This window comes from Pseudomonas sp. CHM02 (genome assembly GCF_000612585.1).
Classification (GTDB): Bacteria; Pseudomonadota; Gammaproteobacteria; order Pseudomonadales; family Pseudomonadaceae; genus Aquipseudomonas.
The window spans coordinates 55,103-73,582 of sequence record NZ_JFCA01000015.1; the positions used below are offsets into that span (position 1 = coordinate 55,103).

Sequence of the window (18,480 nt, forward strand, 5' to 3'; positions counted from 1 at the left end):
ACGGGAGGTCAGGATGACTCAACACAAGTGAGGGAATGAAGCGGGCACAGTAAAAAATGTGGGAGCTGGCTTGCCAGCTCCCACAATGGATCGAGTGAGCCGTTAAAACGATGTGCAAAAAAACGCCCCGAACCAGTCGGGGCGTTTTCATTCAGCCTTTACCGATCAAGCCTGATCAGCCAACCGCCACGTTGTTCCACCCTTCCCGTCTTCCAACACCACACCCATCGCGGTCAGTTGGTCGCGGATACGGTCGGATTCCGCCCAGTCTTTATTGGCGCGCGCTGCCAGACGCGCCTGGATCAGCGCATCTACCTCAGCCGCATCCACACGCCCTTCGGCGCCGGCTTGCAGGAAATCCTCAGGCTTCATTTGCAGAACCCCAAGCACACTGGCCAGCTCTTTCAGGCGAGCAGCAAGGCCGGCCGCTGCGTCGAGATCGCTCTCGCGCAGGCGGTTGATCTCGCGCACCATCTCGAACAGCACCGCGCAGGCTTCCGGGGTGCCGAAGTCGTCGTTCATCACTTCGGTAAACCGCGCCACGAACGCCTCGCCGCCGGCCGGAGCCACGGCTGGCAAGCCTTTCAATGCGTGGTAAAACCGCTCCAGGGCACCCTTGGCGTCCTTGAGGTTGTCTTCCGAGTAGTTGATGGCGCTGCGGTAGTGGCTCGACACCAGCAGGTAACGCACGACTTCCGGGTGATACTTTTCCAGCACGTCGCGAATGGTGAAGAAGTTGTTCAAGGACTTGGACATCTTCTCGCCATTGATGCGGATCATCCCGCAGTGCATCCAGGCGTTGGCGTAGGTCTTACCGGTGGCGGCTTCGCTCTGGGCGATTTCGTTTTCGTGGTGCGGGAACTCAAGGTCGCTGCCGCCGCCATGAATGTCGAAGGTGTCACCCAGGCAGCAGGTGGACATCACCGAGCATTCGATGTGCCAGCCCGGACGCCCGGCGCCCCATGGCGACTCCCAGCTCGGCTCGCCGGGCTTGGTGCCTTTCCACAGCACGAAGTCGAGCGGGTCCTGCTTGGCTTCGTCGACTTCGATGCGTGCGCCGATGCGCAGGTCTTCGATTTTCTTGCGCGACAGCTTGCCGTAGCCCATGAACTTGGCGACGCGGTAGTACACGTCGCCATTGCCTGGGGCGTAGGCGTACCCCTTGTCGATCAGGGTCTGGATCATCGCGTGCATGCCAGGGATGTGGTCGGTGGCACGCGGTTCCATGTCCGGTTTGAGGATGTTGAGGCGCGCCTCGTCCTCGTGCATCGCGGCGATCATGCGCTCGGTCAGCGCGTCGAACGACTCGCCGTTTTCGTTGGCGCGGTTGATGATCTTGTCGTCGATGTCGGTGATGTTGCGCACGTAGGTCAAGTCATAGCCGCTGAAACGCAACCAGCGGGTCACCAGGTCGAAGGCAACCATGCTGCGGCCGTGGCCGATGTGGCAGTAGTCGTACACGGTCATGCCGCACACGTACATGCGCACCTTGTTGCCATCCAGCGGCTTGAAGACTTCTTTGGTCTTGCTGAGTGTGTTGTAGATCGTTAGCACAACGGCTTCCTTAGAGAATCACTGGCCCCACGAATCACGCAAGGTCACGGTACGGTTGAATACCGGCTGACCTGGCTTCGAGTCCTTGATATCCGCGCAGAAGTAACCTTCGCGCTCGAACTGGAAACGGTCTTCCGGCTGTGCGTCGCCAAGCGATGGCTCGGCACGACAACCAGTGAGTACTTGCAGGGAGTCAGGGTTGATGTTGTCGAGGAAACTGGCGCTGTCTTCGGCCTTTTCAGGGTTAGGCGAGCGGAACAGGCGATCGTACAGGCGCACTTCGCACTCGATGCTGGCCGCCGCCGGCACCCAGTGGATCACGCCCTTGACCTTGCGGCCTTCAGGGTTCTTGCCCAATGTTTCCGGGTCGTAGGAGCAACGCAGCTCGACGATGTTGCCATCGGCGTCCTTGATCGCTTCGTCGGCACGGATCACGTAGCTGCCGCGCAGGCGCACTTCGCCATTCGGTTCCAGGCGCTTGTAGCCCTTGGGCGGCTCTTCCATGAAATCATCGCGGTCGATGTAGATTTCACGGGCGAACGGCAGCTTGCGCACGCCGAGTTCTTCTTTCTGCGGGTGACGTGGCAGCTCGAGGTGGTCGACCTTGTCTTGCGGGTAGTTGGTGATCACGACTTTCAACGGACGCAGCACGCACATGGCACGCGGGGCGTTGGCGTCGAGGTCCTGGCGGATGCTGAATTCGAGCATGCCGTAGTCGACCACGCCGTCGGAGCGGTTGGTGCCGACCATTTCGCAGAAATTGCGGATCGACGCCGGGGTGTAGCCGCGACGGCGGAAGCCCGACAGCGTCGACATGCGTGGGTCGTCCCAGCCGTTGACGTGCTTTTCATCGACCAGTTGCTTGAGCTTGCGCTTGCTGGTGATGGTGTAGTTCAGGTTCAGGCGGCTGAACTCGTACTGACGCGGGTGCGCCGGTACCGGCAGGCTGTCGAGGAACCATTCGTACAGCGGGCGATGGCTTTCGAACTCCAGGGTGCAGATGGAGTGAGTGATGCCTTCGATGGCGTCCGACTGACCGTGGGTGAAGTCGTAGTTCGGGTAGATGCACCACGTGTCGCCCGTCTGGTGGTGATGGGCATGGCGGATGCGGTACATGATCGGGTCGCGCAGGTTCATGTTCGGCGAGGCCATGTCGATCTTGGCGCGCAGTACGCGGGCGCCGTCCGGGAACTCACCGGCGCGCATGCGGGCGAACCAGTCGAGGTTCTCTTCCACCGAACGGTCGCGGAACGGGCTGTTCTTGCCCGGCTCGGTCAGGGTGCCACGGTATTCCTTGGCCTGCTCCGGGGTCAGGTCGTCGACATAGGCCTTGCCGGCCTTGATCAGCTCGACGGCCCAGTCGAACAACTGGTCGAAATACTTCGAGGCATAGCGCACTTCACCGGACCATTCGAAGCCCAGCCACTTGATGTCGCTTTCGATGGCGTCGATGTATTCCTGGTCTTCCTTGGCAGGGTTGGTGTCGTCGAAACGCAGGTGCGTGACGCCACCGAACTCCTGGGCCAGGCCGAAGTTCACACAGATCGACTTGGCGTGACCGATGTGCAGGTAGCCGTTGGGCTCTGGCGGGAAGCGGGTGACGATCTGCGTGTGCTTGCCCGAATCCAGGTCCGCCTGGATGATCGGGCGCAGGAAATTGACCGGGACGGCAGGTCCGGCCTTGGAATTCGAGGTAGGGTCGACAGTGGGCTTGCTCATAGGATCCTTGAACAGACAGGTTCGTGGCCGGTTGGGGCCAGATAAAACAAAGGCGATATCATAGCCGATGCTGTCAAGACACTGACAGAGCGCGGCCAAAAACTGCCGCTTTAATTGCCTCGGCGGTAAAAAACCACCTCGAAATTCCCGTCGGGCACGCTAAACTGCGCCCCTTGGCCGCAGTTTCGCCATACCGGTCGTGGTGCCCAGGCACCCAAACCCACGAATTCCCTGAAAAGAGTAGTGAACATGACTCAAGTCAAACTGACCACCAACCACGGTGACATCGTCATCGAGCTGAACGCCGAGAAAGCGCCGATCACCGTCGCCAACTTCATCGAGTACGTTAAAGCCGGCCACTACGAAAACACTGTTTTCCACCGTGTCATCGGCAACTTCATGATCCAGGGCGGCGGTTTCGAGCCTGGCATGAAAGAAAAGAAAGACAAGCGTCCAAGCATCCAGAACGAAGCGGACAACGGCCTTTCCAACGACAAGTACACCGTCGCCATGGCCCGCACCATGGAGCCGCATTCGGCCTCCGCGCAGTTCTTCATCAACGTTGCCGACAACGCCTTCCTGAACCACAGCGGCAAGAACGTGCAAGGCTGGGGCTACGCGGTATTCGGTAAAGTCACCGAAGGCCAGGACGTCGTCGACAAGATCAAAGGCGTGCAGACCACCGGTAAAGCCGGTCACCAGGACGTTCCGGTAGACGACGTGATCGTCGAGAAAGCCGAGATCGTTGAGTGATATTGCTGATTTCAGACTTGCATCTGGAAGAGGAGCGCCCGGATATCACCCGGGCGTTTCTGGATCTGCTCCACGGCCGCGCCCGCGGCGCCCAGGCGTTGTACATTCTGGGGGACTTCTTCGAAGCCTGGATTGGCGACGATGGGATGACCCCCTTCCAGCGCTCCATCTGCGAGGCTCTGCGCGAGCTGAGCGACAGCGGCACCCCGATTTTCATCATGCACGGCAACCGCGATTTCCTGATCGGCAAGGCGTTCTGCAAAGCCGCAGGTGCCACCTTGCTCAAGGACCCGAGTGTCGTGCAACTCCATGGCGAGCCTGTGCTGTTGATGCACGGCGACAGCCTCTGCACCCGCGACGTCGGCTATATGAAGCTGCGGCGCATCCTGCGCAACCCGATCGTACTGTTTATCCTGCGGCACCTGCCATTGCGAACCCGCTACCGGCTGGCACGCAAGCTGCGCAGTGAAAGCCGCGCGCAGACACGCATGAAGGCCAACGACATCGTCGATGTGACGCCCGAGGAAGTGCCACGGGTGATGCAGCAGTTCGGCGTGCGCACCCTGGTCCACGGCCACACCCACCGCCCCGCCATCCACAAGCTGCAGATCGGCGACCAGGCGGCCAAGCGCATTGTGCTGGGGGACTGGGACAAGCAGGGTTGGGCGTTGCAAGTGGATGAGCAGGGGTTTCAGTTGGCGGCGTTTGAGTTTGTAAACCCGCCGTTGGCGCTACCCGGCGCCTGATACACCGCGTTCCGGTGCGCTTTTTTGTGGTGAGCGAGCTTGCCTCGCGCGGGGCAAGCCCGCTCACCACAAAAGCAGGGACAACCTCCCAGTTAGTGGCCGGAAGCCGCCGGCCCCGCCTTCGCCGTAAACGGCGGCTTCGCCAGCCATACCAGCAGCATCAACCCCATGAACATCCACCCCAGCAACGTGAAGTAATCCACGGTAGACATCATGTACGCCTGGCTGGTGAGGATCTGGTCCAGTTGCGTGTAGGCCTTCTGCCCTGCCCCGCCCAGCGCCTGCAAGGCATCGCGGGTCGCGGAGTCGTAGGTGGTCATGTTTTCGCTCATGTACGCATGGTGCTGGTCCGCCCGGCGAATCCAGATCCAGGTGGTCAGCGAGGCCGCGAAGCTGCCGCCCAGGGTCCGCAGGAACGTCGCCAGGCCCGCGCCGTCGGCAATCTGGCTCGGCGGCAGGTCGGACATCAGGATGCTCAAGGTCGGCATGAAGAACAGTGCCACACCAATGCCCATGAACAGCTGCACCAGGGCGATATGCTGGAAATCCACCTCATTGGTGAAGCCCGCACGCATGAAGCAGCTCAAGCCGATCGCCAGGAACGCCAGGCCTGCCAGCAGGCGCAGGTCGAACTTATGCGCGTACTTGCCGACGAAGGGCGACATCAGCACCGGCAGGATGCCGATCGGCGCCACCGCCAGGCCGGCCCAGGTGGCGGTGTAGCCCATCTGGGTCTGCAACCACTGCGGCAGGATCAGGTTGATGCCGAAGAAGCCCGCGTAGCCGAGGATCAACACGATGGTGCCGATGCGAAAGTTACGGTAGGCAAACAGCCGCAGGTTGACCACCGGGTGTTTGTCGGTGAGCTCCCAGATGATGAACACCGCCAGGGCAATCACTGAAATCGCTGCACCTATGATGATGAAGTTGGATTCGAACCAATCCAGGTCGTTGCCCTTGTCGAGGATGATCTGCAAGGCGCCGACGCCGACGATCAAGCTCAACAGCCCCACGTAGTCCATCGGTTGGAAACTGGTGACCACCGGGCGCTTCTTCAACTGCGAACGCACCACCATCACCGCGAAGATGCCGATGGGCACGTTGATAAAGAAGATCCACGGCCAGCTATAGCTGTCGGTGATCCAGCCGCCGAGGATCGGCCCCGCAATCGGCGCCACCACCGTGACCATCGCCAACAGCGCCAGGGCCATGCCTCGCCTCGCCGGTGGGTAGACAGCTATCAGCAGCGTCTGGGTCATCGGGTACAACGGCCCGGCTACCAGGCCTTGTATGACCCGAAACGCGATCAGTTCCGGCATCGAGGTGGAAATACCACAGAGGAACGACGCCAACACAAACAGCATGGTCGCCCACAAGAACAGCTTCACCTCGCCAAACCGGCGGCTGAGCCAACCGGTGAGCGGCAAGGCGATGGCATTGCTCACCGCAAACGAGGTAATGACCCAGGTGCCCTGCTCCGAACTCACGCCGAGGTTGCCGGAAATGGTCGGCAACGCCACGTTGGCGATGGTGGTGTCGAGCACCTGCATAAAGGTCGCCAGCGACAGGCCAATAGTGGCCATCAACAGGCTGGGTGGCGTGAAGGAGGCGTTATTGCTCATCAGCGTTGCACAGCCTTGGGCGCGGCGATGCTGTTGTCATGGATCAACTGGGTGATCATGGCGTCAGCTTCGGCCAATTGGCGGTCATACACGTTGGTGGTGAACGAGGCCTTTTGTGGCGCCTGTTGCGCCAACACCGGGCCGCTCTGGTCGTGCAGGTCGACGTTGACCACGGTAGAGAGGCCTACCCGCAGTGGGTTCTTGGCCAGCTCGTCGGCGTTGATATGGATGCGCACCGGCACCCGTTGCACGATCTTGATCCAGTTACCGGTGGCGTTCTGTGCCGGCAGCAGGGCAAACGCGCTGCCGGTACCGGCGCCCAGGCTGTCCACGGTACCGCTGTATTTCACGTCACTGCCATAGATGTCCGACTCGATGTCCACCGGTTGGCCGATGCGCATATCGCGCAACTGGGTTTCCTTGAAGTTGGCATCGATCCACAGCTGGTTCAGCGGGATCACCGCCATCAACGCCGTGCCAGGCTGTACACGCTGGCCCAGTTGCACGGTGCGCTTGGCCACGTAACCGGTGACCGGTGCGATCAGGGTACTGCGCGCATTGGTCAGGTAGGCCTGGCGCAATTGCGCAGCGGCAGCCTGCACATCCGGGTGGGAGCTGATCACCGTGTCATCCACCAGCGCGTTGGTGGTTTTCAGTTGCTGCTCAAGGTTGGTCAGGGCGTTCTTGGCCGCAGTGAGGCTGTCACGGGCGTGGGACAGTTCCTCCTGGGAAATCGCCCCGCCCTGGGCCAGGGTTTTACGGCGGTTGAAGTTGTCCTGGGCGGTTTGCACGTCAGCTTTCTGTGCATTGACCTGGGCTTTCATACCGTCGACGTTGCTGTACAAGCCGCGAACCTGGCGCACGGTGCGAGCCAGGTTGGCCTGGGCACTTTGCAGGCCGACGGCGGCGTCGTTCGGGTCGAAGTTGACCAGCACCTGGCCTTCGTGGACCAGGTCGCCATCGTCGGCGCCGATGCTGACCACGGTGCCGGTGACCAGCGGGGTTATTTCCACCACGTTGCCGTTCACGTAGGCGTCGTCGGTGGTTTCGTTGAAGCGGCCGTAGAACTCGTACCAGCCCCACACGCCGACCACGCCGAGGATGACGATCAGCGCCAGGCCGATCAGCATCACTTTGCGTTTGCGTGGGTTGTTGTCTTTGGGTTGTTCGGTTGCGTTGGTGTTTTCGGCAGTGGCCATGACAAATACCTCAAATTATTCCGTGCGAGTGGCTGGGGTGGTCGCTGCCACGTTGTCGGCGCTGTAGCCGCCGCCCAGGGCCTGCATCAATTGAATCGACAGATCGATCTGCGCGGCATTCAGCGTCGCCAGCTGACGCTGGGCCTGCAGCAATTGCTGCTCGATGCTGAGCACATCCAGGTAGTTACCGATCCCGGAGCTGTAGCGCTGCACACCGGTGTCGTAGGACTGCTGGGCAATGTCCGCGGCATGTTGCTGGGCCTGGATCTGCCGGCCGGTGTCGCGCAGTTGCGAAAGGGTGTTACCGATATCGCCCAGGGCTTGCACCAGGGTCTTGTTGTACTGGGCCACGGCCAGGTCGTAGTCGGCGTCGCGGGCGTCCAGGTCGGCGCGCAGGCGGCCGCCGTCGAAGATCGGCAGCGAGATCGTCGGCGCGATGTTGAAGAAGCGGCTGGCCGAACCAAACATCGCATCCCCCAGCAACGACTCGGCCCCGGCGCTCGCGCTCAGGTTGAGGTTGGGGTAGAAGCGGGTCTTGCTCGCATCGATGTTCTTGCCCGCCGCCTCGACACGCCAGCGCGCGGCGATCAGGTCCGGGCGACGACCGAGCAGCTCGGCCGGCAGCACGGATGGCACGGCGACGGCGCTGGGTTTCAGCACGGCGGGCCGCGCCAGTTCATTGCCACGGTCCGGGCCTTTGCCGAGCAACACCGCCAGGGCGATTTTCGCGCTCTGCAATTGTTTCTCTGCATCGATCAGTTGCGACTGGGAGCTGGCTTCCAGGCTTTCGGTCTGCTGGTACTGGTACTGGCTGTCGATGCCCGAGTTCAGGCGGCGCTTGCCCAGGTCGAGCATCTGCCGGGTGCGTTTGAGGTCGTCGTTGGCCAGGTCCCGCACGATATGGGCCTGGCCCAGGTCGCTGTAGGCCTTGGCGACGTTGGCGGCCAGGGTCAGGCGCGCCGCCTGCTGGTCGACCTGGGCGGCACGCGCCTCACCCAGCGCAGCCTCCCAGGCAGCCCGCTGGCCGCCCCAGAGGTCGAAGTTGTAGTTGAAGCTGGCGCCGATGTTGCGCACGGTCGAATAGGCGTCGCCTTCACCGCGTGGGTCCTGGTCCTTGGCCAAACGCGAACGGCTGACGCCGGCACTGGCATCCAGGGTCGGCATGCGGGCAGCGTCGGCGGCATAAGCGGCGGCTTCGGCCTGGTGGGCGCGGGCACTGGCCACTTGCATGTCGGGGCTGTTTTGCAGGGCTTCCTTGATCAGGCCGTCGAGCTGTGGATCGCCGAGGCTTTTCCACCAGTCGGCAGTAGGCCAGGCGGCGCTCGACAGGGTCATGCCGCTGAGGGATTTACCGGTTTGCAGGGTGTTGGCGTCGAGGCGTTTGCCTTGGGTGTCGAGGCCACTGAAGTTGGCACAACCGGCCAGCGTCATCGCCGCCAGCACCAGGCTGAGTGCGCGTGTGTTCATGAATTACCTACCCGCTGGATGACGATGGCGTCACCGGCTGCGACGAGAATTTTCTTGAGGATGTTTTCCAGGGTTTGCAGTTCGCCAGGCTCCAGGGCGCCGGCCAACTCGTTCATCGACTGGGCGCCGATATGCGGCAGCATGTCCGCCAGGCGCTGGCCGTCTTCCGTGAGCACCAGCCGCACCTGGCGCCGGTCCTGCTCGGAACGCTGGCGTGCCAGCAGGCCCTTCTGCTCCAGGCGGTCGAGCATGCGGGTCATGGAGCCGCTGTCCAGGGACAGGTTGCGGCACAGTTCCGCCGGGGTATCGACGTCGAACTGGGCAATGATGATCAACACTTTGAACTGCGCGGCGGTCACGCCATACGGTTCCATGTGGGTGTCGATAATGCGGTCTTTGAGCAGTGCCGCCCGGCCCAGGAGCAGGCCGAGGTGGCAATTGCGAAAGCTGTCAGGGGTGAAGTGGGGCATCGAAAGTCACCTTATTACTGCCTAGGCAGTGAATGTATGACAAGATGTTACTGCTTAGGCAGCGAATGTCAAATGGAATTATTAGCTTGCTTGGTATTTGGCAGACAGGCGGCGGGGTGCGTACGACTGCAGGCGCCGGCTTGCCGGCGATGGCGCCCTTGAAATCAATGCAGATTCAAGGGCCTCATCGCCGGCAAGCCAGCTCCTACAAGGGGGAGTGGGTTAGAAATCGCGCTTGTAGAAGATATCCAGGGAACTGGCCACGCCGCTCGCCACTTCCAGGTAAACCTTCTTGCTCAGCAGGTAGCGCAAGGCAATCGTGCTGGCCGGCTCGAACACCCCTACCCCGTAGCGCAGGCTGAGTTTTTCGGTGATCTTGCCGCTGGCCACCACGGCGGTGTTGTTGCCGCTGCCCTGGGTATCGAGTTCGAAGTCCTGGATGCCGAGGTTCTTCGCCAGGTCCGACGTCACCCCGGCGCTGCCCATCAACCCCAGTCCCAACGCGGCCTGGGCCAGCATGTTGTTGTCTTCACCGGTGGTGCTCAACGGACGCCCCAGCACCAGATAGGACAGTGCCTGCTCCTGGCTCATGGCCGGTTCGGAGAAGATTTGCGTGGTGGGCTGTTCGGCGCTGCCGCTCAGGCGGATGCCGGCGATCACATCGTCGGTCTTGCGGATCGCTTCGATGTCCAGGTACGGCTGGTCCAGGGGGCCGGCGAACAGCAGCCGCGCACGACGCACATCGAGCTTCTGCCCATAGGCGCGGTAGCGACCATCGTTGAGCCACAGCTCGCCACGGGTGTCGAGGTTGTCGCCGATATGCACCTGGCCCTGGACCTTGGCGGTGAGGCCAAAGCCGGAGAAGTTGAGCTGGTCTTCCCCCACCACGACATCGATATCCATGGCCATCGCCATCGGCGGCTTGCCCTCTTCGGTCTGGCTGCCGACGATCACCGTGTCATCGGAGACCTTGACGGTGGACGGCGGCAGCTCGCGCACGGTGATATCGCCACGTGGGATGTGCACCTTGCCGGCAACCGCCAGCTTGTCGTTCTTCAGGCTGATCTTCAGGTCGGGCGCCACTTCCAGCACGGCGTAAGGTTCGACCGTGACCGGCAGTTGCGAGCCTTGCAGGCTGAGGTCCACCACCAGCGCCTGGCCCCAGTCGACCTGGCCCTTGAGGCTGCCCTGTCCCGCCTTGCCGCTGCGCCAAGCGCCGTTGAGCTGCACGCTTTCACCGGCGATCAACGCCTGCACGTTCAGGCCTTCGAGGCTGATGGGCAGTTCCGGACCGGAAATCTGGCCGCCCACCAGGTTCACATTGCCGTTGACCTGAGGGGCCAGCAAGCCGCCGGAGATGCGCCCGTTGCCATTGAGCTTGCCACTGAGGGTTTCCACCATCGGCACAAACGGCCGCGCCACGGCGAGGTCGAGGCCGACGAGGCTGAAGTTGCCGGTGATCGGCTTGTTCTTCGGCAATGGGTTGATCTGCGCCTGCAACAGCAATTCACCGAGCTTGCCGCCGCGGAAGTTCAGTTGCGTGTCGATGCGCTTGGGGTTGAGGGTGGTTTCCAGCTTCAACGTGTCGTAAGGAAAGTCCAGCCACTGGTCCTTGTCCTTGACGCGCAGGGTGCCGCCACTGGCGTCCACCGAGACCACGCCTTTGGGACCGCTGTCCGGCAGGTCCAGTTGCAGGTCGGCATTGAGCTTGCCCTGCCAGGCAAAATCCTTGGGCAAGAACGCCGCCAGGCTGTCGATGGGGAATTGCTTGAGGTGGTAGCGCAGTTTCGGTTCGGGCATCAGCCGCTGGTCTTCGCCACACAGGCTGGCAGGCCCGGACACCCAGCAGTGCGCGGCAAAGGTGAGCTTGCCATCGGCCATGCGCTCGATCTTCGCCGGCGCCTGCAGTTTCCAGTCCTGGCCACCCGCTTGTACGTCACCACTGGCCAGGCGACCGCGCCAGTTGCCCTTGTCGAGATTGCCGTCCAATGCCAGGGCCAGCGTGACCAGCGGGCCGGCCAGGTCCAGTTGGACTTTCTGGTTCTTGATATCGCCCTGGGCGCTGGCGCTCAGGGTGCCGACCTGAGTGTCGCCGGACTGAATGCCACTGCCCTTGAGGTCGATCCTGGCGCGCTGGGCGTTATCCAGGTTGGCATCGAGCGTGAGGCCTTGCAGGCGATTGTCAGCGAAGGCCAGTTGCTGACCCTTGAGGGCGAGCTTGCCTTGCGGGGCGTTGAGGCTGCCGGCGACGTCGAGTCGGCCGTTGACCTGCCCACGCAATTGCGGCCACAACTGGGCCAGGCGCGCCAGCTTGATATCGACCTGCCCGGCCAGGCGCTGTTGCAGGCTGCCACTGCCATTGATGCGGTTGTCGCCCAGGCGAATGTCCAGGTTGGCCAGTGTCCACTGCTCGCCCGCGCCTTCGGCCTTGGCCGCCAGCACCGCGGGTTGCCCGCGCAGGCGGCCCTTGAGGTCAAGGTCGGCATTCAGCGTGAGTTGCTCGTTCTTGAATTCGCCTTTGCTGCGCAACGGCCCGGCCAGGGTACCGGGCAATTCAGCCACCCAGTACGCCGGGTTCAGCGCCGACAGGTCGAGGGCTGTGTCCCAGGCAATGCCATCGGCAAATTGCAGGTTCACGTGGCCTTCGGCCTTGCCTTGGCCGGCGGTGAGTTTCAGCTCGGGCAGGAAGATTTGCTTGAGGTCGCCACTGAACGGCGTGACCACATTGAACTTGCCCGCCGGGCCATCGAGGTCGGCCTTGAGGTTGCCCAGGTAGTTGCCGTCTTTGTAGGATATCTCGCCATTGAACGTACGCAGAGCGACTTGCGGCTCGTCGATCACCGGATAGAGGCGATGCCAGGGGAAGTCCAGCCAGTCGATCCTCGCCTCGGCGCTGAAGCCTTGTTGCCAGTCCAGCTGGGCCGTCAGCTTCAGGCTCTGCTTGTCACCGGCATTCAGGTCCAGGCCGGCGATTTGTGCACCCTTGGCGTCGACCTTGCCTTGCAGCAGCAAGTCCACCGGGCCTTTTTCCGCCGGCAGCACGGCCTTGCCCAGCAGTTGGTAGCCGCGGTTCAAATCACCTTTGGCGGTGAGGTCGAGTTGATTGAGTTGCAGCGTGTCGGGCAGATCGGCGCTGGGCTTGAAACCGTCGGCGGTGATGTGCACTTGGGCTGGGAGATTTTCCACCAGAGGTTGAAGTTCCCCCGTGAGCTTGGCCGGCAAATAGCCGGTGCTGTCGGCGTCAAGCTTGAGGATCTTGAGCAGGTCGCCGTCGACCTTGAGCGCCACCTTCCACGGTGCACCGCCCGGCGCATAAGGCAGGCTCAGGTTACCGGTGGCGCTCAACGGCCAGTCGCCGGTGGGTTGCAGCAGGCCAGCCAGGTCCAGCACCAGGTCATCCCGTTGCAGGTGCACCGAATCAATCTGCATCCCGGCGGCGGTCCAATGCGCCACCAGTTGCAGGCCCTTGAGTTCTTCGCTGCCGTTGAACAGCAGGCTACCGACGCGCACGTCGCCCAACTGGATGGCCACGGGCAGCTTCAAGTCAGGCAGTACGATGGGGCCGCTGCTGTCCTCGGTGCTCGGCGGCAATTGCAGGCTGACCTGTTCCACGTTCAGGCGCTCGATACACAAGGTCATGCGCAGCAGGCACGCCGGCGACCAGTCAAACTGGGGCGCCTGGAGTTCGACGCGGCTGCTGTCCTGCTGCCACAGCAAATGGTCGGCGCTCCACTGGCCGCCCAGATGGCCCTGGAAATTCTCTACGCTCAAGCCCGGTACGCGTGCCAAAGCCCAGCGGCTGCCCGCCTGGGTGCCAAGTACCGCCCACAGTGCCAGCAACAGCACGGCAAGGATGGCCACCACGGCCAGCCCCGCTATTTTCACACCACGCATCACAACTCAGGCCCCATGGAAAAGTGCAATCGAACGCCGCCCGGATCTTCCAGGGCATGGGCCAGGTCAAGGCGGATCGGGCCGACCGGCGAGACCCAGCGGATACCTACACCCACGCCGGTTTTCAGGCTGGGCATTTCCAGGGTATTGAACGAATTGCCCTGATCGATAAAGGTCGCGATCCGCCATTTCTCGGCGATGGAATATTGGTATTCGGCGCTCAGGGCGACCATGTAGCGGCCACCGATGCGATCACCGCGATCGTTCTCGGGCGACAGCGTCTGATACTCGTAACCGCGCACGCTCTGGTCGCCACCGGCAAAGAAGCGCAGCGACGGCGGCACCGACTTGTAGCCATTGGTGGCACTGCCGCCCACCTGGGCACGCGCCAGGAAGCGGTGGTTGTCCCACAAAGTGGTCAGGCCTTTGACCATGGCCGTGCCGTAAAGCAGGTTGGTGTCGGAACCCAGGCCCTCTTTCGCCACCTTGGTATCGAATTGCAGGCGGTAGCCGTTGTGCGGGTCGATGCGGTTGTCACTGCGCAGGTAGGAGTAGCTGATTCCCGGCATCACCAGGTTGCTCAGGCCCGAGTCATTGCCCAGGCGATATTCTTCGCGCTGGTATTTGAGCGAGATCACCCGGGTCCAGCCGCTGGGCAGTTTGCTGTGCCACTCGGGGCCGAGGGTGAGCAATTTACTCAGGGTGTCGGTGTTGGCGATCTCTTCATTCTGATAACCGCCGGCAAAGCGCAGCTTGTCGGTGAGCGGTGGGTCGAGCGGAATGTCGTACCACAGGCCGACGTTCTGCCGTGGCGCCGACAGTTCGGCTTCCCAGCCATAGCTGTGACCCTGGGGGTTGACCCAGTGGCGGGTCCAGTTGGCTTTGCCGCGTGGGCCGACGTCGGTGGAAAACCCCAGGCCCAGGCCCATGGTGCGCGGCTTGCGGGTCTCCAGGCGCACGGCCACCGGGATGACGTCATTGGTCGAAGCCGCCGGGGCGGCGTCCACGCGCACGCCTTCGAAAAAACCGCTGGCCTGCAGGTTCTGGTTGAGTTCGGCGATCAGCTCGGAATCGTACGGCGTGCCGCTTTTGAACGGCACCATGCGTTGCAGCAATTCTTCGTCAAACGGCGTATCACCGGCAAAGCTGACGTTGCCAAGGGTGTAGCGCGGGCCGCTGTCGTAGATGAGTTCGATATCGGCGACACCGGCCTGCGGGTCTACCGAGAGTTTCTGGCGGGTGAAGCGCCCGCTGAAAAAGCCGTAGCGCGACGCCTGGTTCTGGATCAGACGCTTGGCGTCTTCGTAATGGCCGTGGTTGAGCACGGCGCCGGATTTGAGGTCGTTGCTGACGGGCACGCGAAAAGCCTTGAGGTCGGCGGCAGGACCGTCGACCCGAATGGTCACGTTACGCAAATGCACCGGCTCGCCGGGGTCGATGGTGAGGATCAGGCGCGGGTTCTTGCCGCCCTTCACGTCACTTTCGATCTGAGGCTGATAGAAGCCTAAAGCCTGCGCAGCTTTGCGCGCCTGCTCCTCGGCGCCACGGCTGAACCGCAGCAAGGCCTCTTCATCACGATCGCCCACCCCGCCGATATAGCCTTCGATGTTGGCTTTCAACGCGTCGTTTGAGGGTTTGATCCGCACGTCCAGTTCGCTTTGCGCCAACGCGCCGCAGCTTGTGAACAGCAGAATCAAGCCGCTGGTAAATCTTCCTGGAAACTTCATAGGCGCGGATGCTACACGACCTGGGGAGACTCTTTGAACTCGGAAATGTCTGAATAATTCTGTCTTAAGCCGTTGCAGCATGTAACGACTGGGGGTTGGGGTGAAAAAACACGTGCTCCAGGATAGGTCCTACAGCGACCTCACCAATTTCCTCATAGCCCTGACGCTTATAGAAGTCCAGGTAGCGTGAATTGCCCGTGTCCAGCACCACACCGGCCGAATGCGGGTCTTCGGCGCACCAGTTGTGCACGGCCCCCAGCAACTGCTCGCCATAATGTTTGCCCTGGAATTGCGGGTGAATACCCAGCAGTGGCAGCACATGCACCGACTCACTGGGCAGGCACGCCAGCACCGCGTGATGGTAATCGAGGTAGCGCCGCGTACCACGCACCCCCGTGCTCAGCCACATGCGCAATTGCCAGGCCCAGCTCTCGGTGATCCCCAGGCGCCGCTGCGGTGGCGCGATCAGGGCAATGCCGATCAGCCGGTCGTTGACGAACAGGCCAATGGCCGGCAGTTTCTGAAAGAAGTGCTGCTTGACCAGCTCGCGCACGGTGGCGCGTACCCGCTGCTCATAACCCGGGCGCTCGGCTTCGAAGATGTAGGCAAAGGTCGGCTCGTGACGATAGGCCTGATACAACAGGGAACGGGCCTCGCGGGAATAGCCGCTGTTGAGCAAGCGGATTTCGGCAATGGCAGTCGAGGTGTCAGGCATACGGTCAATCTCCCTGGGCACCGCTCAGGAGGCGGCGTTCTTATGGGTACGAACCCACGCAGCACGAGTCGTTCCCAGACATTAGCAGCGCATCTGTCCTACCGCCACGCTGGCCCCCGTCCGACTTGTCCGCTAGCATCGGCCTTTTGCCAGACTGGACTGCCGACCATGAAAATCGTCTCCTTCAATATCAACGGGCTGCGCGCCCGCCCTCATCAGTTGGCGGCGCTGATTGAAAAGCACCAGCCCGACGTGATCGGCCTGCAGGAAACCAAGGTCCACGATGATCAATTCCCGCTGGCTGAAGTGCAGGCCCTGGGGTATCACGTGTACTACCACGGCCAGAAAGGTCATTACGGCGTAGCCTTGCTCTCGCGCAAAGAAGCCTTGAGCGTGCACAAAGGCTTTGCCAGCGACGAAGAAGACGCCCAGCGTCGCTTTATCTGGGGCACCTTCGCCGACGAGAACGGCCACCCGGTCACCCTCATGAACGGCTATTTCCCCCAGGGCGAAAGCCGCGACCACCCCACCAAGTTCCCGGCCAAGCAGCGCTTCTATGAAGACTTGCAGCACCTGCTGGAAAGCCAGTTCAGCAATGACCAGGCGCTGGTGGTGATGGGCGACGTGAATATTTCCCCGGAAGACTGCGACATCGGCATCGGCGCCGACAACGCCAAGCGCTGGCTGAAAACCGGCAAGTGCAGCTTCCTGCCGGAAGAACGCGAATGGATGGCCCGCCTGAAAAACTGGGGTCTGGTGGACAGCTTCCGTCACCTCAACCCGGACGTGGCAGACCGCTTCAGCTGGTTCGACTACCGTAGCCGTGGCTTTGAAGACGAGCCCAAGCGTGGGCTGCGGATCGACGTGATCCTGGCCTCCAACGGCCTGCTGTCACGCGTCAAGGACGCCGGCGTGGACTACGACCTGCGCGGCCTGGAAAAGCCATCGGACCACGCGCCTATCTGGCTCGAATTGAGCTGACAACACCGTGCAGCCAGGTAACTGGTCGGCTGTCGGGCCGCCATCGCTGGCAAGCCAGCTCCTACAGTTAGATCGCGGGGTGACAGTTGGATTGTGGTCGGCTGTCAGGCCGCCTTCGCCGGCAAGCCAGCGCCTACAGTTGAGTCATATTTATGCAACCTGCCTGACTTATTCTTGCGGCACTCCCTTTGGCTTGAGAAGGTGGCGGCATGAGGCTGCGCGTTCTGTTCCTGCTGACCCTGTTACCCCTCGTTTCTGTTGCAGCCCCCCTACCCGCTCCCGACCAAGGACCTGCACTGCGCATCCAAGGTTCCAACACCATTGGCGCAGCGCTGGGTCCCGCGCTGGTCAAAGGCTTGATGGAACACCAGGGCCTGCTGGCCGTGCACAGTGAGCCGGCCGAAGGCGCCAATGAACAGCGCGTGATCGGCAAGACGCGCCAGGGCAAGACCGTCACCATCGAAGTCGCGGCCCATGGTTCCAGCACCGGGTTCACGGCGCTGAAAAAAACCACAGCCGACCTGGCGGCCTCGTCCCGCCCGATCAAGGACAGCGAACTGGTCGATCTCGAACCCCTCGGCGACCTGAAAAGCCCTGATGCCGAACAGGTGATCGCCATCGACGGCCTGGCAATCATCCTCAACCCGCAAAACCCGTTGAACAGCCTGAACACCGAGCAACTGGCGCAGATCTTCAACGGCGAGACCAGTACCTGGGAGGCATTGGGCGGCGTCGGCGGGCCGATTCATGTGTACGCGCGGGATGATCAATCCGGCACCTACGACACCTTCAAGGACCTGGTGCTGCGCCTGCGCGGCAAACCGCTCGTGTCCTGCGCCAAGCGCTTCGAGTCCAGCGAGCAGTTGTCCGATGCCGTCAGCCAGGATCCCCAGGGCATCGGCTTTATCGGCCTGCCCTACGTACGCCAGGCCAAGGCAGTGGCAATTGTGGATGGCGACTCACAACCCATGTTGCCGCTGAACAGCCTGATTGCCACCGAAGATTACCCGCTGTCGCGTCGCTTGTTCTTCTACCTGCCGCCCTCGGGGCACAACCCGTGGGCCAAGGCGCTGGTGGACTTTACCCAGAGCGGCAAGGGCCAGGCGATCGTCGCGGCCAACGGGTTTATCGCCCAGCAGGTGCAGGCGATGGACGTCGAGCCGCGCGCCTCGATGCCCGAGGACTATCAAACCATTTCGCGCACTGCTAAGCGCTTGACGGTGAATTTTCGCTTCGAGGAAGGCAGCGCCAGCCTGGACAACAAGGCACGCCAGGACCTGCAACGGGTGGTGGCTTATATAAAGAGTCACGACAAGCTCGATAAACAAGTCACGTTGGTGGGGTTCGGTGACGCGAAGAATGATCCGCAACGGGCAGCGTTGCTGTCGAAGCTTCGGGCGATGGCGGTGCGTCGGGAGCTGGTCAAGAGCGGCGTGGTGCTAAGGGAGATTCACGGGTTTGGCGCGCAGATGCCGGTGGCGGCGAATACGGCAGATGAAGGCCGGATCAAAAATCGGCGGGTGGAAGTTTGGGTGTACTGAGCATTGGGTTTTGTGTTGCTGCTACTGGCCTCATCGCGGGCAAGCCCGGCTCCCACAGTTGACCGAGTTGCTCAGGAGAACACGGTCAACTG

Annotated in this window: 13 protein-coding genes; 4 read left to right on the top strand and 9 right to left on the bottom strand. The window is 62.1% G+C overall.

All coding sequences use genetic code 11. From position 1 onward, the window contains the following. Positions 1-165: 165 nt before the first annotated feature. Together cysS and BM70_RS0110360 are read right to left on the bottom strand one after the other, a co-directional pair. A complete protein-coding gene (gene cysS, locus BM70_RS0110355) occupies positions 166-1,554 on the bottom strand; it encodes a cysteine--tRNA ligase (protein WP_025855950.1) in 1,389 nt (462 codons plus the stop codon). An 18-nt stretch (positions 1,555-1,572) separates the two neighbouring features. Further along, positions 1,573-3,273: a glutamine--tRNA ligase/YqeY domain fusion protein gene (locus BM70_RS0110360; RefSeq protein WP_025855951.1), complete on the bottom strand. Its 1,701-nt coding sequence runs from the start codon at positions 3,271-3,273 to the stop codon at positions 1,573-1,575. Positions 3,274-3,522: 249 nt separating this feature from the next. Between BM70_RS0110360 and BM70_RS0110365 the strand changes: the two genes are divergently transcribed. Both BM70_RS0110365 and lpxH read left to right on the top strand, forming a co-directional pair. Further along, complete coding sequence (locus BM70_RS0110365) at positions 3,523-4,026, top strand: peptidylprolyl isomerase (RefSeq protein WP_025855952.1); 504 nt, start codon at positions 3,523-3,525, stop codon at positions 4,024-4,026. Continuing rightward, complete coding sequence (gene lpxH / locus BM70_RS0110370) at positions 4,023-4,772, top strand: UDP-2,3-diacylglucosamine diphosphatase (protein WP_025855953.1); 750 nt, start codon at positions 4,023-4,025, stop codon at positions 4,770-4,772. The genes BM70_RS0110365 and lpxH overlap by 4 nt, the downstream gene beginning before the upstream one ends. A gap of 92 nt (positions 4,773-4,864) precedes the next feature. On the opposite strand, the gene BM70_RS0110375 is transcribed toward lpxH, so the two are convergent. The 7 genes from BM70_RS0110375 to BM70_RS0110405 form a co-directional block, all read right to left on the bottom strand. After that, positions 4,865-6,394, bottom strand: coding sequence for a DHA2 family efflux MFS transporter permease subunit (locus BM70_RS0110375; RefSeq protein WP_025855954.1), 1,530 nt, complete (start codon positions 6,392-6,394; stop codon positions 4,865-4,867). Next, on the bottom strand, positions 6,394-7,593 hold the full coding sequence (locus tag BM70_RS0110380) for an efflux RND transporter periplasmic adaptor subunit (protein ID WP_025855955.1): 1,200 nt from the start codon (positions 7,591-7,593) through the stop codon (positions 6,394-6,396). Before BM70_RS0110380 ends, BM70_RS0110375 begins: the two co-directional genes overlap by 1 nt. 15 nt (positions 7,594-7,608) lie before the next feature. Next, positions 7,609-9,060 carry an efflux transporter outer membrane subunit gene (locus tag BM70_RS0110385; protein WP_025855956.1) on the bottom strand — a complete coding sequence of 484 codons (1,452 nt, stop codon included), beginning with the start codon at positions 9,058-9,060 and terminating at the stop codon, positions 7,609-7,611. Beyond that, positions 9,057-9,530 carry a MarR family winged helix-turn-helix transcriptional regulator gene (locus tag BM70_RS0110390; protein WP_025855957.1) on the bottom strand — a complete coding sequence of 158 codons (474 nt, stop codon included), beginning with the start codon at positions 9,528-9,530 and terminating at the stop codon, positions 9,057-9,059. Before BM70_RS0110390 ends, BM70_RS0110385 begins: the two co-directional genes overlap by 4 nt. Before the next feature lie 222 nt (positions 9,531-9,752). Next, positions 9,753-13,424, bottom strand: coding sequence for a translocation/assembly module TamB domain-containing protein (locus BM70_RS0110395; RefSeq protein WP_043274204.1), 3,672 nt, complete (start codon positions 13,422-13,424; stop codon positions 9,753-9,755). Continuing rightward, positions 13,424-15,151 carry an autotransporter assembly complex family protein gene (locus BM70_RS0110400; protein WP_025855959.1) on the bottom strand — a complete coding sequence of 576 codons (1,728 nt, stop codon included), beginning with the start codon at positions 15,149-15,151 and terminating at the stop codon, positions 13,424-13,426. Before BM70_RS0110400 ends, BM70_RS0110395 begins: the two co-directional genes overlap by 1 nt. 64 nt (positions 15,152-15,215) lie before the next feature. Continuing rightward, complete coding sequence (locus BM70_RS0110405) at positions 15,216-15,866, bottom strand: N-acetyltransferase (RefSeq protein WP_025855960.1); 651 nt, start codon at positions 15,864-15,866, stop codon at positions 15,216-15,218. A gap of 168 nt (positions 15,867-16,034) precedes the next feature. On the opposite strand from BM70_RS0110405, the gene xthA reads away from it, so the two are divergent. Continuing rightward, positions 16,035-16,847, top strand: a complete 813-nt coding sequence (xthA, locus tag BM70_RS0110410; RefSeq protein ID WP_025855961.1) for an exodeoxyribonuclease III — start codon at positions 16,035-16,037, stop codon at positions 16,845-16,847. 209 nt (positions 16,848-17,056) lie between these two features. Then, positions 17,057-18,388, top strand: coding sequence for a substrate-binding domain-containing protein (locus tag BM70_RS0110415; protein ID WP_025855962.1), 1,332 nt, complete (start codon positions 17,057-17,059; stop codon positions 18,386-18,388). The last annotated feature ends 92 nt before the right edge of the window (positions 18,389-18,480 follow it).